Below are 13,970 nucleotides of genomic sequence, written 5' to 3' on the forward strand. Positions count from 1 at the left end.
CCCCCCAATGTTCGATACCGTTCTGATCGCCAACCGCGGTGAAATCGCCTGTCGCATCGCTCGCACGCTCAAGCGAATGGGCATCCGCGCCGTTGCCGTCTATTCCGACGCCGACCGAAACAGTCTGCACGTGAGCGCGGCCGACGTCGCCGTCGCACTCGGGGGCAACACCGCCGCCGAGAGTTACCTAAAAGCCGACCTCATCATCGCGGCGGCCAAACAGACGGGCGCGCAAGCCATCATCCCGGGTTACGGCTTCCTGTCCGAGAACGCCGAATTCGCCGAGCGATGCGAGGCGGAAGGCATCGCCTTCGTCGGCCCGACTGCCCGGCAGATGGCGCAATTCGGCCTCAAGCACGCCGCCCGTGAACTCGCGCAAGCCGCCGACGTGCCGCTCACGCCGGGGTCGGGGTTGCTCGCCGATATCGACGCCGCGCGTGAGGCGGCCCGTACCATCGGCTACCCCGTGATGCTCAAGAGCACGGCAGGCGGTGGCGGCATCGGCCTCACGCGTTGCAACGACGAAGCCGAACTCGTCGCCGCGTTCGCTTCTGTGCAACGTCTGGGGCAATCGTTCTTCTCCAACGGCGGCGTGTTCGTCGAGCGCTTCGTGGACCGCGCGCGTCACGTCGAAGTGCAGATCTTCGGCGACGGTCGGGGCAACGTGCTTGCGCTGGGCGAGCGCGATTGCTCGCTGCAACGGCGCAACCAGAAAGTCGTTGAAGAGACGCCCGCGCCGAATCTGCCCGCAGACGTGCGCGAGCGTTTGCTGTCGGCCGCCGCGAGTCTCGGACGCTCGGTGAACTACCGTTCCGCCGGCACCGTCGAGTTCATCTACGACGAAGCGCAACAGGCGTTCTACTTCCTCGAAGTGAACACGCGCCTGCAAGTGGAACACGCCATCACCGAATGCGTGACCGGCGTCGATCTGGTCGAGTGGATGATTCGCACCGCCGCCGGTGAGCCGCCGTCGCTGGATCGGCCGGTGACGTCCGAGGGCGCCTCCATCGAGGTGCGTATCTACGCCGAGAACGCGTTGCGCAATTTCGCCCCGAGCCCCGGCACGCTGACCGAAGTCAGTTTCCCGGCAGACGTGCGCGTCGACGGCTGGGTCGACACCGGCACCGAAGTCTCGGCGCACTACGATCCCATGATCGCGAAGCTGATCGTGCACGCGGGCAACCGTGCGGCCGCCATCGCGAAGATGAAGCAGGCGCTGGCGGACACGCGACTGTCAGGGATCTCGACGAACCTGGACTACCTGCGTCACGTGATCGACAGCGAAGGCTTCGTCGCGGGCGACGTGTCGACGCGCTATCTCGACAGCTTCGTCTATCGTCCGCAGGTCGTCGAAGTGGTCGAGCCCGGCACCTACACGACGGTGCAGGACTATCCGGGACGTGTCGGCTACTGGGACATTGGCGTGCCGCCTTCCGGGCCGATGGACGACTGGGCGTTCCGTCTGGCCAACCGCATCGTGGGCAACGCGCCCGAAGCGGCGGGCATCGAGACCACCGTGCTCGGACCGACGCTGCGTTTTCATGTCGACACCGTCATCGCGCTCACGGGCGCGCCGACCGATGGCAATCTCGATGGCGAACCACTGACGTTCTGGGCGCCGATCACCGTGAAAGCCGGTCAGACGTTGCGCATCGGACGCGCCGCGAGCGGCTGCCGCACCTATCTGGCCGTGCGCCACGGTTTCGACGTGCCCGTCTATCTCGGCAGCCGTTCGACGTTCGCACTCGGCCAGTTCGGCGGTCACGCCGGGCGCACGCTTCGCCCGGGCGACGTGCTGTCCATCGCCGATATCACGCTGCCCGCATGTGCGGCACTCGCACCGCAGCACGCACCGTCGGCGTTGCCAGATACGCTCGTGCCGACCTACGGCAAGACGTGGGACATCGGCGTGCTGTACGGTCCGCACGGCGCACCGGACTTCTTCACCGCCGAGTCGATCGAGACGTTCTTCGCGAGCGAGTGGGAGGTGCATTACAACTCGAACCGTCTGGGTATCCGTCTGAGCGGCCCGAAGCCGAGCTGGGCGCGTGCCGACGGCGGCGAGGCAGGGTTGCACCCGTCGAACGTGCACGATTGCGAGTACGCCATCGGCAGCATCAACTTCACCGGCGACATGCCGGTGATCCTCACGCGCGATGGCCCGAGCCTCGGTGGCTTTGTCTGCGCGGCGACCATCGTCAAAGCCGAGTTGTGGAAGGTCGGTCAGGTCAAGCCGGGCGACAAGATTCGTTTCCATGAGATGACGTTCGACGACGCCCTCGCCCTCGAACGCGCGCAGGACGCATTCCTCGCCGACTGGCCGACCACGGCGACGCTCGATCCCGTATTCCGTGCGGGCCGTGGTGAGCCGATTCTGTTCGAAGCGCCGGAGCAGGATGCGCATCCGAAGACCGTCTTCCGTCAGGCGGGCGACAAGTACCTCCTGATCGAGTACGGCGAGAACGTGCTCGACCTGAATCTGCGCTTCCGGGTGCATGCGCTCATGGAGGAACTGAAGACGCATGCCGTGCCCGGCGTGCTGGAGTTGTCACCCGGTGTGCGCTCGCTTCAGGTGCGCTACGACTCACGGGTGATTCCGCAGCGCGCGCTCGTCGAGGCGCTGCGCATTGCCGACGCTTCGCTCGCCGACGTGCGGACGATGAAGGTGCCGAGCCGCGTCGTGTACCTGCCGATGGCGTTCGAAGATTCGGCCACGCTCGATGCCGTCGCACGCTACCGCCAGTCGGTGCGCGACACGGCGCCCTGGCTGCCGAGCAACACCGAATTCATGCGGCGCATCAACGGTCTGGACTCGGTCGACGACGTGCGCGACGTGCTCTACAGCGCGAGCTACATGGTGCTCGGATTGGGCGACGTCTACCTCGGCGCGCCCTGCGCCGTGCCGGTGGATCCGCGTCACCGCTTGCTCACATCGAAGTACAACCCGGCACGGACCTATACGGCGGAGGGCACCGTCGGCATCGGCGGCGTCTACATGTGTATTTACGGGATGGACTCGCCGGGCGGCTACCAGCTAGTGGGACGTACGCTGCCGATCTGGAACAAGTTTCTGACGAACGAGGTGTTCGTCGACGGCAAGCCGTGGCTCCTGCGCTTCTTCGATCAGGTACGCTTCTATCCGGTGAGCGAAGCGGAACTCGATACGCTGCGTAACGACTTCCGGGAGGGCCGCAGCGCGGTTCGCATCGAGGAGGAGGTTTTCGATCTCGGCGCCTACAATGACTTCCTCGCGCGGATCGAACCCGAACTCGCAGCGTTCCACGACAAGCAGCAAGATGCCTTCGAGGCGGAAGTCGCTCGCTGGGCGCTGGATACCGGCGCCGATGATGCCGATGCGCACGCCAGTGGTGCACGCGCCGAGGCCATCGACCTGAGCGGGTCGACCGTGTCGGCGGACATTTCCGGCAGTGTCTGGAAGCTGCTCGCTACACCGGGCGCGAGTGTGAGCGCGGGCGATCCGTTGCTGATCCTCGAGGCGATGAAGATGGAGTTTCAGGTCTGTGCGCCGTGTGACGGCACCGTGAGACAGTTCCACTGCATGCCGGGCATGACGATCAACGCAGGAGAACCGTTGGTGTCGTTAGTATGAGCGTCTTCTCCAAAACGTTTTCACCGGATTCATCGAGTCGAACGTCAATGACGGACAACCTTCCCCCGGCCAATGTGGCCAAGAGCGCAAGCAACCTCGCGGCGCAAATCTACGTGCAGCTGAAGACGGACATCTTCGATTTCCGTCTGCTGCCCGGCGATCGGTTCAGCGAAGGCGATATCGCCACGCGCATGCAGGTCAGCCGCACGCCGGTCAGGCAGGCGCTGTTCTGGTTGCAGCGCGAGGGCTACGTCGAAGTGCACTTTCGCAGTGGCTGGCAGGTGCGAGCCTTCGACTTCAAGTACTTCGAGGACCTTTACGAGATTCGGGTGATGATGGAGACGACCGCCATCGCGAAGATCGTGGCGGCAGACGCGGCGTCGCGTCTGGACGCCCTGCGCGAGACCTGGTGCGTGCCGGTAAAGCAGCAACTGGAAGACCCGGCGACGGTGGCTGCCATGGACGAAGCGTTTCACGCGCGGCTCGTGGCGGCCGTGGGCAATCAGGAGATGGCCCGCATGCACGAAGAGGTGACGGAGAAGATCCGCATCATTCGGCGACTGGACTTCACCAAGAAGCCGCGTATCGCCGCGACCTACAAGGAGCACGGCGAGATTCTCACGGCGATCTTCGCAGGCGACGCGACGCTGGCGCAGCAGATGATCGGTGCGCACATCGCGGAGAGTCAGGCGGAGGTCAAACGCATCACGCTGTACATGATGCAGGCCGCACGCGAACGCTATGCGACCCGGGAGGGTGAGGGAGGCTGAAGGCGACTGCCGGCCCCCCGCGCGCCATCAATGATGGTGCTTGCGATGACCGCGACGCTTGCCGCGATAGTGATCGTCGTCATACGAGCTGGAGCGCGACATGTTGCCGCCGAGCGCGGCACCTGCGCCACCGCCCACTGCGGCACCGATCAGACCGCCTGAGCGGCCGCCCATCGCATTGCCGGCGGCCGTGCCGGCACCGCCGCCGAGTGCACCGCCGATGATCGCGCCCGTGCGCTCGCGACGGTTCGACGTCATCGCGCCGCCGGCGCCACCGCCGACAGCACCGCCGAGCACCGCACCGGTGCTACCGCCCAGCGCGCCGCCGACCGCCGCGCCTGCCACGCCGCCCAGCGCACCGCCGAGGGCATTGTTCATATCACCGGCCGTGGCCGTCAGAGAGGTGGTTGCAGCCAGGGTGGCCAGCGCCACCATCGGGAAAATTCGCTTGAACATGAGTCTTGAGTAAGAATCGGATTGACGCGACGCAAGTATAAAGACGCCTCGCCGCGCTGCCGTCGACCCAATGTTTCACTTCTCGTAAGACAGGTAACAAAGTGTTTCGACAGGTGCAATCAGCGCGAATCGACGATACCGCCCGGGTCCGAGGTCTCTGCGGCATCCACTTCGCCACTCGCGCGGCGGCGTGAGCCCGTCTTCATTTCGGCCACGAACCGATACAACTGCGCGGCCGCTGGTGAGAGCGGGCGCGATTTGCTGTGGATGAGGCCCACCCGGCGCGTCACCACCGGATCGACCAGCGGCACGCTCGTGAGCACCGGATGGTCGCCGCCGGGCATCGCCATCGTCGGCACTGCCGCCACCCCCAGCCCCGCCTCGACAAGGCCGATCATCGTGGTGACGTGCTGCGTCTCGCAGATGCTCGGCGGGCGCTGCGGCAGCCCCGTGAGCGCCTGATCGAGCAGCAGCCGGTTGCCGGAGACCTTGCCGACGGTGATGTAGTCGTACTCGTAAAGCTCGCGCCACGTCACGCGCTTCTTGCCCGCCAGGGGATGATCGCGCCGGCACGCGGCGACATAGCGCTCCTGCAACAGCAACTTGAACTCGATGTTCGGTTCCTGGCTGCCGATGAAATTCAGGCCGAAGTCGGCGTCGCCGTTCACCACGGCGGCCAGCACTTCGTTGGCGCTCGCGTCGAGCACCGAGATGCGAATGCGCGGGAACGCCTTGTGATAGCGCGAGATCACCTGCGGCATGAAGTAGTACGCGGCCGACGGCACACAGGCGATGGTCACGTGCCCGAGGCTCGATGACGCCACGTCGCGAATGCCGAGCAGCGCGTTGTCCAGATCGTCGAGAATCCGCTCGGCATCGCGCGCAAATGCCCGGCCGACGTTGGTCAGCGCCACGCGCCGCGTGCTGCGCTCGAAGAGTTTGACGCCCAGCGCGTCTTCGAGCTTGTCGATGCGACGCGAGAGGGCCGGCTGGGAAATGTGGATCGACTCGGCCGCGCGGCGAAAGCTCGCGAGTTGCGCTACCGCGCGAAAGGCCTGCAAATCGTTCAGATCGAAGTTGATCGCCATGACATGAGGAGATGAAAGCCGTGCAAGCAGCGGCAGATACCCGGTGGTGCCAAAACGGGCCGGAAAGCGTCATCAGGTACCGGATAGCGCCGAAACCCTTGATAGCCGGGGAAAAGGACGATATCCGGTGCGGCGCGAGTGTAACGTGTTACCGCTCGGTTGGTGCATTAGCATCGTACGATTGATAGCGTGTGCGCATCAATCTTTCCAAAAATTGCAATTCACAAGCGTGGAACTTCCGGCGCACCATTGAAGGCTGATCAAAAAGCGTCCGTGACGGTCTGACACGTCCCTGGCAGAGACGCAGTGCGACGAATACTGACGGTCCGACCCCCCGGGCCGCAGGCAACACGGAGACAGCGCATGTCACAGCGCCCCCAAGACGCGGTTTCGCGTCGCCAATCGAAAGCCGGCGCAGTCTTGCGCGTCACGGCCGGTAACTTCCTCGAGCAGTTCGATTTCTTCCTGTTCGGTTTCTACGCCACCCAGATTTCCCGCGTCTTCTTCCCGACGGACAGCGAATTCGCCTCGCTCATGCTGACCTTCGCCGTCTTCGGCGCGGGCTTCCTGATGCGCCCGCTCGGCGCCATCGTGCTGGGCGCGTACATCGATAACGTCGGCCGACGCAAAGGGCTGGTCACCACGCTGGGCATCATGGCGAGCGGCACCATCCTCATCGCGTTCGTGCCCGGCTACGAGACCATCGGTCTCGCCGCGCCGGTGCTGGTGCTGATCGGTCGTCTGTTGCAGGGCTTCTCGGCCGGTGCCGAACTCGGCGGCGTGTCCGTGTATCTGGCGGAAATCGCCACGCCGGGTCGCAAGGGCTTCTACACGAGCTGGCAATCGGCCAGTCAGCAGGTGGCCATCGTGGTGTCGGCGGCGCTCGGCTTCACGCTGTCGCTCACGCTGACGGCCCAGCAGATCGCATCGTGGGGCTGGCGTCTGCCGTTCCTCGTGGGCTGCATGATCGTGCCGGTGATCTTCGCGCTGCGCCGCTCGCTGCAAGAGAGCGACGAGTTCAAGCAACGCAAGCGTCATCCGTCGGTGAAGGAAGTGTTCCGTTCGATGGCGTCGAATCTCGGCGTCGTGATCGGCGGCACCATGCTCGTGGCGCTGACCACCACGGCGTTCTACCTGATTACCGTCTACGCGCCGACGTTCGGCAAGAGCGTGCTGCACCTGTCGAGCGCCGACGCGCTGCTCGTCACGCTGTGCGTGGGGGTGTCGAACTTCATCTGGCTGCCGATCGGCGGTTCGCTGTCGGACCGTATCGGGCGTCGTCCGGTGCTGTTGCTGTTCGCCGGACTCACGCTGGTGACGGCTTATCCGGTGCTCTCGTTCCTGGTGCAGGCCCCGAGCTTCACGCGCATGCTGATCGCGCTGCTGTGGCTGTCGTTCCTGTACGGCATGTACAACGGCGCGATGATCCCGGCGCTGACGGAAGTCATGCCGCCAGACGTGCGCGTGGCAGGCTTCTCGCTGGCCTATAGTCTGGCGACGGCGCTGTTCGGCGGCTTCACGCCGGCACTGTCGACGTACCTGATTCACGCCACGGGCGACAAGGCTGCCCCCGGCTACTGGATGAGCTTCGCGGCACTGTGCGCCATTTGCGCGACGCTGGCGCTCTATCGCAACCGTCGTGGCGATCAGGGACGCACGCCTACGGGACTCGCTGCCGGCTAATCCGGATAGACGGCAACCGGCGCACCCATATTGCGGTGCGCCGTGCCTTCGCTTTCCTCGCTTTCCCCTGCCGGATGCCTTCCTGCCTCCGGCGTCATCAAAAGCAAAATTCAGAGAGACAACATCATGAATATTCCTGGTGCTCCGACGCGCGCGCGTACGGTTCGTCGTTTGCTGGCCGCGGCCGGCGCGGGTGTCGTCATGGCGACGCTGTTCGGCGCGAGCGCCGCGCAAGCGGAAGACCTGCGGGTGATGAACTCCGGCGGCTTCACGGCGGCGTACAAGCTGCTGCTGCCGAAGTTCGAAGCGGCGAGCGGCGATCACGTCGACACGGCGTGGGGGCCGTCGATGGGCCGCGCGCCCGAGGCGATTCCCAATCGTCTGGCACGTGGCGAGTCGGCCGACGTCGTCATCATGGTCGGCTACGCGCTCGACGATCTCATCAAGGCGGGCAAGGTGCGTGCGGATTCGCGCGTCGATCTCGCCGATTCGCGCATCGGCGTGGTGGTGAAGGCGGGTGACACGGTGCCCGACGTCAGCACGCCGGAGAAGCTCAAGGCGGCGTTGCTGGCAGCGAAGTCGGTGGCGTACTCGGACAGCGCCAGCGGCGTGTATGTCGAGCGCGAACTGTTCAAGAAGCTGGGCATTGCCGACGAAATGCGCGGCAAGGCGGTGATGGTGCAGAAGACACCGGTGGCCGAGAAGGTCGCCGCGGGTGACTACGCCATCGGGCTGCAACAGGTGAGCGAACTGCTGCCGGTGAAGGGCATCGCCTACGCGGGCAAGATTCCCGAGTCGCTGCAATCGGTCACGCGCTTTGCGGGTGGCGTGCCGGTGACGGCGCCGCATCCGGACGAGGGCAAGAAGTTGCTCACGTACATGGCAGCGCCGTCGGCCGCCAAGGATGTCGAGTCCACCGGTCTGGATCCGCTGACGCACTGAGACACTGACACAGGAAACTGTCCGAACGCGTGACGCGACGACGTGGTCCGGAATTTCCGGGCCACGTTCGATTCAGCACGGTGTCCGTCTGCGATCAGGGCGCGGCGGGGACATCGCTGATCGACTTGATGTGGAGCTTCGCCACATTGGCGTCGACGCTTTCCACCGTGATCGTCTTTCCGGAAAGATCATCGGAGAGGGATTGTCCGGCGAGCAGAGACGTCTGGACAGGTCCCGATCCGGCGTTCGTCGGATCGACAATGGCGCTGGCGATGGACCGCGCCTGGACCCGGGTGATACGTATCGTCACCCCTTTGGCTAATGCGGCAGTCGGATTCCACTCCTCGAAAACTTCATAGGGACGCCGGTACTCGATTTGTAGAAAAGACCCATCCTTGCGCGCAATCCGATATCCCACGGGGGCTTCGGCAGGGGGTGTTTTCCCAACCGGTTTCTTCGATCGCGTCTCCCAGATGCGCGCGAGCGGGAGCGATCGATCGAGATCCGCACCGGCGACGATCGGGTTGTCCGTGTCTTTCAGCCAGCCCGCATAAAGTTGATAGCTGACCGGATACATGCCCTTGTGTCCCGGCGACATCGGATCACTCCAGTCCATTGCGCTCGACGTAGCGCACCGATCGTTGAGTCGCCATTTCCCTTGTGTGACGGCGCAGTTCCCAACCGTTTTCGCATCGGCGAATCCCGCCGCTCGTCCGAAGAGGTAGGCAAGCGTTTCGACCTTGCTCAGTCCCATGGAAACCATCCACTTCTCCGACGGCGCGGCGTAGTCCTTGCCGGTGCATGCCTTGATGGTCGAGGAGACGTCGATCAGCACATAGTCGAAGCGATCGGTGTCTGTCTTGCTGGCGGCGAGTGCGTCCTGCGTCGCCTTGATGATGGCTTTCGGATCGCAGGCGGGGGGCACGCCGCCAAGCTTGACGATAGCGGGCAGCGGGTGAGCTCCCGTCCCTTGAAAGCCATCGGACAGCAACAGATGGGTGCGTGAAACGTCGTGCAGATACTGTCGGAAGTTGAACGGCTGAAAGTTGCGGGTGACGCCGAATACGATGTTCTGGGTGAGCTTGACGTCCCCGTATGGGTAGTCGGTGAAACTGACCGGGACGATCAGCAAGGTCTTGGTGCCTTTCAGATCCGTTCGAGGCCCGGGCGCGGTGGCGGGCTGCGGCACCTGCGTCGTCGCAGGTGGCGATTTCGCGATCGTGGCTTTCGACGCGGCATTGGGAACTGCGCAAACCCACAGCGCCAGCAGGGCGGTTGTCACGACGAGACGCTTCATCATTCGTTCCTGTTCCGTTGATCGGTTTGACAAAGCTAGAAGCCGTCGGGACGAGATTCAATGGAATGGCGAAATTTTTGGGTGTTCTTCTCAATGTCGGGGCACGCGCATTGGGATCGCCGCCGGGCGAGCGATATTTTTCCTTCGGCATTTGTCGCGGGTTTGGCAGAGAATGACGTGTCAAGAATGACGTTTAAGACAACGGCGTCGCACCGGACGACGCCACCGCCAAGGAGAGAGACATGGCCACAGTGCCGACCGGGCCGATGCCCTCGGACGCCGCCGAATTTTCGCGTGACGCTTCAGAACCCGCTTCACAACCCGTGTCACAGTTCACCTCACACGCCCCCTTGAACGACATCGTCGCGCTCGACGCGCTCGCGCTGTCCGCCGCCATTCGCGAACGGCGCGTGTCCTGCCGCGAAGTGATGCAGGCGTACCTCGCACACATTGCACGACACAACCCGTCGGTGAACGCCATCGTGTCGCTGCGCGACGCCGACGCCCTGCTCGCCGAGGCCGACGCGCGCGACCGTCAGCTTGCCAATGGCGACTATCTCGGCTGGATGCACGGCATGCCGCACGCGGTAAAGGATCTGGCGTCCTGCGCCGGACTGCCGACTCGCAAGGGCTCGCCACTGACGTCCGACGCCCCCGACACGCAGGACAGCATCAGCGTGTCGCGCATCCGTGCCGCCGGCGCGATCTTCATCGGCAAGACCAACGTCTCTGAATTCGGTCTCGGCTCGCACAGCTACAACCCCGTGTTCGGTACCACCCGCAATGCTTACGACCCCACGCGCATCGCCGGGGGCAGCAGCGGTGGCGCGGGCAGCGCACTGGCGCTGCGCATGCTGCCGGTGGCAGATGGCAGCGACATGATGGGCTCGTTGCGCAACCCGGCCGCATTCGGCAACGTCTACGGCTTCCGGCCGTCGCAGGGCCGGGTGCCGTATGGCCCCGCCCCGGAAGTCTTTGTGCAGCAACTGAGCACCGAAGGCCCGATGGGACGCACGGTCGCGGACGTCGCGCAACTCCTCGTCACGCAGGCGGGTTTCGATGCCCGCAGTCCGTTGTCGCTCGCGCACGACGCGTCGCATTTCGCAGGTAGCCTGCAACGCGATGTCAAGGGATTGAAGCTCGGCTGGCTGGGCGACTACGGCGGTCATCTGCCGATGGAAGACGGCGTGATGGCGCTGTGCGAGGCGTCGCTAAGGGACTTTGCGGCAATGGGATGTGAAGTCGAAGCCTGCGCGCCCGATTTCGCCCCGGACCGTCTCTGGCAGACCTGGCTGACGCTGCGTCACTGGATGGTGAATGGCTCGCTCGGCGAGATGTACGCCGACCCGGCACGGCGCGACAAGCTCAAGCCTGAAGCGCAGTGGGAGGCGGCGGGGGGCGAGACCCTGCGCGCGGCCGACGTGTTTCGCGCGTCCATCGACCGCAGCGAGTGGTACCGCTCGCTGGCGCGTCTGTTCGAGCGTTACGACTTCCTGCTGTTGCCGTCGGCGCAGGTCTTCCCGTTCGACGCCGACACGCACTGGCCGACCTCGGTGGCGGGGAAGTCGATGGACACCTATCACCGCTGGATGGAAGTCGTGATCGGGCCGACGCTGGCAGGGCTGCCGGCCATCAGCGTGCCGGTCGGGTTCGACACGCGCGGCTTGCCGATGGGCTTGCAGATCATCGGCCCGGCGCAGGCCGACCTCGCGGTGCTGCAACTGGCGCACGCGCATGAGAAGCAGACGCAGTGGGTGCAACGTCGTTTGCCGTCGATGCTCACCGGCGTCTGACGTCATCCGCCGTTTATCGAGTCGAACGAGATCGCACTGAAAGCACTGAATTCACGCAGCGCGCCGGCTACTTCGGCCGCGCGCCCTGCGCGTGCGCACGCAACGGTTTGAGCAATTCACCGAGCGCGTTGTGATCGATCTCGTGCATGAGCGCAAGCAGACGGCCGATCTCGCCTGACGGGAAGCCTTCGCGGGCGAACCAGCTGAGGTAGTTGCCCGGCAGGTCGGCGATCATCGTGCCCTTGTGCTTGCCGTACGGCATGGGCGTGGTTACGAGACGCATCAGGGCGTCGGCGTCGAAATCCAGCATGGTGCGGGCGCGCGCGTGGCGCGCAGATCGAAGGGAAGGCCACACGCTACCACAGGCGGTAGCGCGTCGCGTCCTCTAGCGCCCCCTGTGCATGCCGATCAGAGGCGCGACGTCAGCAGTTGCCAACCCGCCGCACCGAACACGACTGCGAGGCAGCCGTCGAGCCAGCGACGGATCCGAAGGTAGATCTGCCGCGCCGCACGCGTGGAGAACAGCAATGCGTAACCGCAGAAAATCGTGAGGCCGAGCGCGGCGCAGCCGGGCACGACGGCCACAGGCATCGTGCCGTCCGGTGCGGATGACAGTGCGACGACCGACATCCATCCCAGCACGGCCTTCGGATTGGTCAGATGGAGCAGGGTGCCGCGCACGTAGAGGCGTTTGAGCGAGGGCTTGCCGTCGGCATCCATGGGGACGAAGGTGGTCGATGGCGAGGGGCGCAGTGCCGCACGCCCCGACTTGAACGCGAGCCACAGCAGGTAGGCGCCGCCGAAAATCTTGATCGCCACGAGGAACTGCGCATAAGCGAGCAACGTTGCCGAGATGCCCAGCATCGCGACCATCGCCCAGAACAGCGAGCCGGACATGACACCGAGTGCGAAGGAGAGTGCCGGGCGACGTCCGTGATTGGCCGCGATGGACATGATCGCCAGATTGCTCGGCCCGGGGCTGGCGGCGTTGACGAAGTACGCCGTGAAGGCGATCAGCAAATGCGTGGAGAGCGCGGCGTTGGCGGTCATGACGAATCCCGGTAAGCCCGGATGGATGTCGGGCCCGCACACGGCACGGCGGGCAATGCCCTAGTGTCGGGGCACGCCACGCCGCGTGCCATAGACACTTCGGCGAATTCCCGCCAAGCCAGTTGGACGCCGGGGATGCCGTACGGGGCGTCGGCCCATCCTCCGATCCCCCGTTCGCCATCGTCGAACCGCCGGATGGGGACGATGGGCCGGGGTGCCCCGTCATGACACCGATCGGCTTGCGTGTTCAGACCTTGATCGGAAAGCGTTTGTCGAACGTCGGCCGGACATCGAGCGGCTGACGCAACAACCCGACCTGCGAGTAGAAGTCGGCCGTGCGTTGCTGTTCGGCGACGAGCGCGTCGTCGATGTTGCGCCATTTCGTGGCGCGTCGCGAGAACTGGAGCTTCGCGGCCTCGGGCGGAATGCCGATGATGCGCGCCATCGCGGCGGAGAACGCGTCGACGTGCTGATACGACCAGACCTGCGCGCGCACGACCCGGGCGAGGAAGTCGCGCAGCACTTCCTGTTTTGCCGCAATCGCCGCGTCGGTGGCCGCGAGATAGCTCAGGCCCGACCAGAGCCCCCGGCCGTTCACGAGCACGCGGGCGCGTCCGGTGGTCTCGGCCACGGCCGTGTACGGCTCCCAGGTGGCCCACGCGTCGACCGACCCGCTCGCCAGCGCCGTGACGGTGTCGGCCGGTGGCAGGAAGCGGAAGTTGACGTCGCTCGGTGAGAGGCCAGCGGCCGTGATCGCCTTGAGCGTGACGAAGTGGCCGATGGAGCCGCGTGTCGTGCCGATGTTCTTGCCCTTGAGGTCGGCGGCCGTGCGCAGCGTTGAATCGGGACGCACCAGCACGGCGGTCCCAAAGGCGTCCGAGCGGTTGGCGCCGATGATCTTGATCGCGGCGCCGGCGGAGAGCGCGAAGATCACCGGCGCGTCACCGATCGGGCCGCAGTCGACTGCGCCCGCATTGAGTGCTTCGGCGAGCGGTGCGGCGGCGGGGAATTCCGTCCACTGGATGTCGTAGGGCAGTTGCTTCAACTCGTCGGCGGCTTCGAGCAGCGCGCGCAACCCGCCTTTCTGGTCGCCTGCCTTGAGTACCGGGCGGCCGGATTGCGCGAAGGCGAGACCGGGGGCGGCCAGCGAGGAGAGTGTCGAAAGTGTGATGGCGGTGCCTGCGGCGCTCGTCGTGGTGAGGTACTGCAAGAAGCGGCGTCGGGAGATCGTCATGATGAAAGCCTGTAGTGGATCGCTAAAGCGTAAGAACGTGTTGTCAA

At 65.1% G+C, this 13,970-nt stretch carries 11 protein-coding genes; 5 read left to right on the forward strand and 6 right to left on the reverse strand.

Going from position 1 to position 13,970, the window contains the following annotated elements; translation table 11 throughout:
• The first annotated feature begins 7 nt into the window (after positions 1–7).
• Positions 8–3,610: an urea carboxylase gene (uca, locus tag A9762_RS17665; protein ID WP_069343325.1), complete on the forward strand. Its 3,603-nt coding sequence runs from the start codon at positions 8–10 to the stop codon at positions 3,608–3,610.
• Between the two features lie 47 nt (positions 3,611–3,657).
• The gene (locus A9762_RS17670) at positions 3,658–4,380 is read left to right on the forward strand and encodes a GntR family transcriptional regulator (protein ID WP_069343326.1); all 723 of its coding nucleotides are present in this window, start codon (positions 3,658–3,660) and stop codon (positions 4,378–4,380) included.
• Between the two features lie 27 nt (positions 4,381–4,407).
• Here A9762_RS17670 and A9762_RS17675 read toward each other — a convergent pair whose 3' ends face one another.
• Positions 4,408–4,836, reverse strand: coding sequence for a hypothetical protein (locus A9762_RS17675; RefSeq protein ID WP_069343327.1), 429 nt, complete (start codon positions 4,834–4,836; stop codon positions 4,408–4,410).
• Between the two features lie 119 nt (positions 4,837–4,955).
• Positions 4,956–5,924: a LysR family transcriptional regulator gene (locus A9762_RS17680; protein WP_069343328.1), complete on the reverse strand. Its 969-nt coding sequence runs from the start codon at positions 5,922–5,924 to the stop codon at positions 4,956–4,958.
• A gap of 363 nt (positions 5,925–6,287) precedes the next feature.
• Between A9762_RS17680 and A9762_RS17685 the strand changes: the two genes are divergently transcribed.
• Together A9762_RS17685 and A9762_RS17690 are read left to right on the forward strand one after the other, a co-directional pair.
• Positions 6,288–7,607: an MFS transporter gene (locus tag A9762_RS17685; protein WP_069343329.1), complete on the forward strand. Its 1,320-nt coding sequence runs from the start codon at positions 6,288–6,290 to the stop codon at positions 7,605–7,607.
• A 201-nt stretch (positions 7,608–7,808) separates the two neighbouring features.
• Complete coding sequence (locus tag A9762_RS17690) at positions 7,809–8,549, forward strand: substrate-binding domain-containing protein (RefSeq protein WP_069343358.1); 741 nt, start codon at positions 7,809–7,811, stop codon at positions 8,547–8,549.
• A gap of 94 nt (positions 8,550–8,643) precedes the next feature.
• Here the strand turns inward: A9762_RS17690 and A9762_RS17695 are convergent, their stop codons facing one another.
• Complete coding sequence (locus A9762_RS17695; RefSeq protein ID WP_069343330.1) at positions 8,644–9,846, reverse strand: hypothetical protein; 1,203 nt, start codon at positions 9,844–9,846, stop codon at positions 8,644–8,646.
• Between the two features lie 266 nt (positions 9,847–10,112).
• On the opposite strand from A9762_RS17695, the gene A9762_RS17700 reads away from it, so the two are divergent.
• Entirely contained in the window at positions 10,113–11,639 is a 1,527-nt protein-coding gene (locus tag A9762_RS17700; protein WP_083254047.1) for an amidase, read from the forward strand.
• A gap of 67 nt (positions 11,640–11,706) precedes the next feature.
• Here A9762_RS17700 and A9762_RS17705 read toward each other — a convergent pair whose 3' ends face one another.
• From A9762_RS17705 to A9762_RS17715, 3 genes are all read right to left on the reverse strand, one after another.
• The gene (locus A9762_RS17705; protein WP_069343331.1) at positions 11,707–11,949 is read right to left on the reverse strand and encodes a DUF3820 family protein; all 243 of its coding nucleotides are present in this window, start codon (positions 11,947–11,949) and stop codon (positions 11,707–11,709) included.
• A 98-nt stretch (positions 11,950–12,047) separates the two neighbouring features.
• The gene (locus tag A9762_RS17710; protein WP_069343332.1) at positions 12,048–12,689 is read right to left on the reverse strand and encodes a LysE family translocator; all 642 of its coding nucleotides are present in this window, start codon (positions 12,687–12,689) and stop codon (positions 12,048–12,050) included.
• 247 nt (positions 12,690–12,936) lie between these two features.
• On the reverse strand, positions 12,937–13,923 hold the full coding sequence (locus A9762_RS17715; RefSeq protein ID WP_069343333.1) for an ABC transporter substrate-binding protein: 987 nt from the start codon (positions 13,921–13,923) through the stop codon (positions 12,937–12,939).
• Positions 13,924–13,970: the final 47 nt, after the last annotated feature.

Origin of the sequence: Pandoraea sp. ISTKB, assembly GCF_001721285.1 — a bacterium.
Lineage (GTDB): Bacteria > Pseudomonadota > Gammaproteobacteria > Burkholderiales > Burkholderiaceae > Pandoraea > Pandoraea capi.

Excerpts from the sequence above, each read along its gene's own strand:
- A9762_RS17680 (WP_069343328.1), bottom strand. The coding sequence starts at position 5,924 with ATGGCGATCAACTTCGATCTGAACGATTTGCAGGCCTTTCGCGCGGTA.
- A9762_RS17670 (WP_069343326.1), top strand. The coding sequence starts at position 3,658 with ATGACGGACAACCTTCCCCCGGCCAATGTGGCCAAGAGCGCAAGCAAC.
- A9762_RS17690 (WP_069343358.1), top strand. The coding sequence starts at position 7,809 with ATGGCGACGCTGTTCGGCGCGAGCGCCGCGCAAGCGGAAGACCTGCGG.
- A9762_RS17695 (WP_069343330.1), bottom strand. The coding sequence starts at position 9,846 with ATGAAGCGTCTCGTCGTGACAACCGCCCTGCTGGCGCTGTGGGTTTGC.
- uca (WP_069343325.1), top strand. The coding sequence starts at position 8 with ATGTTCGATACCGTTCTGATCGCCAACCGCGGTGAAATCGCCTGTCGC.
- A9762_RS17710 (WP_069343332.1), bottom strand. The coding sequence starts at position 12,689 with ATGACCGCCAACGCCGCGCTCTCCACGCATTTGCTGATCGCCTTCACG.
- A9762_RS17675 (WP_069343327.1), bottom strand. The coding sequence starts at position 4,836 with ATGTTCAAGCGAATTTTCCCGATGGTGGCGCTGGCCACCCTGGCTGCA.
- A9762_RS17685 (WP_069343329.1), top strand. The coding sequence starts at position 6,288 with ATGTCACAGCGCCCCCAAGACGCGGTTTCGCGTCGCCAATCGAAAGCC.
- A9762_RS17700 (WP_083254047.1), top strand. The coding sequence starts at position 10,113 with ATGCCCTCGGACGCCGCCGAATTTTCGCGTGACGCTTCAGAACCCGCT.
- A9762_RS17715 (WP_069343333.1), bottom strand. The coding sequence starts at position 13,923 with ATGACGATCTCCCGACGCCGCTTCTTGCAGTACCTCACCACGACGAGC.
- A9762_RS17705 (WP_069343331.1), bottom strand. The coding sequence starts at position 11,949 with ATGCTGGATTTCGACGCCGACGCCCTGATGCGTCTCGTAACCACGCCC.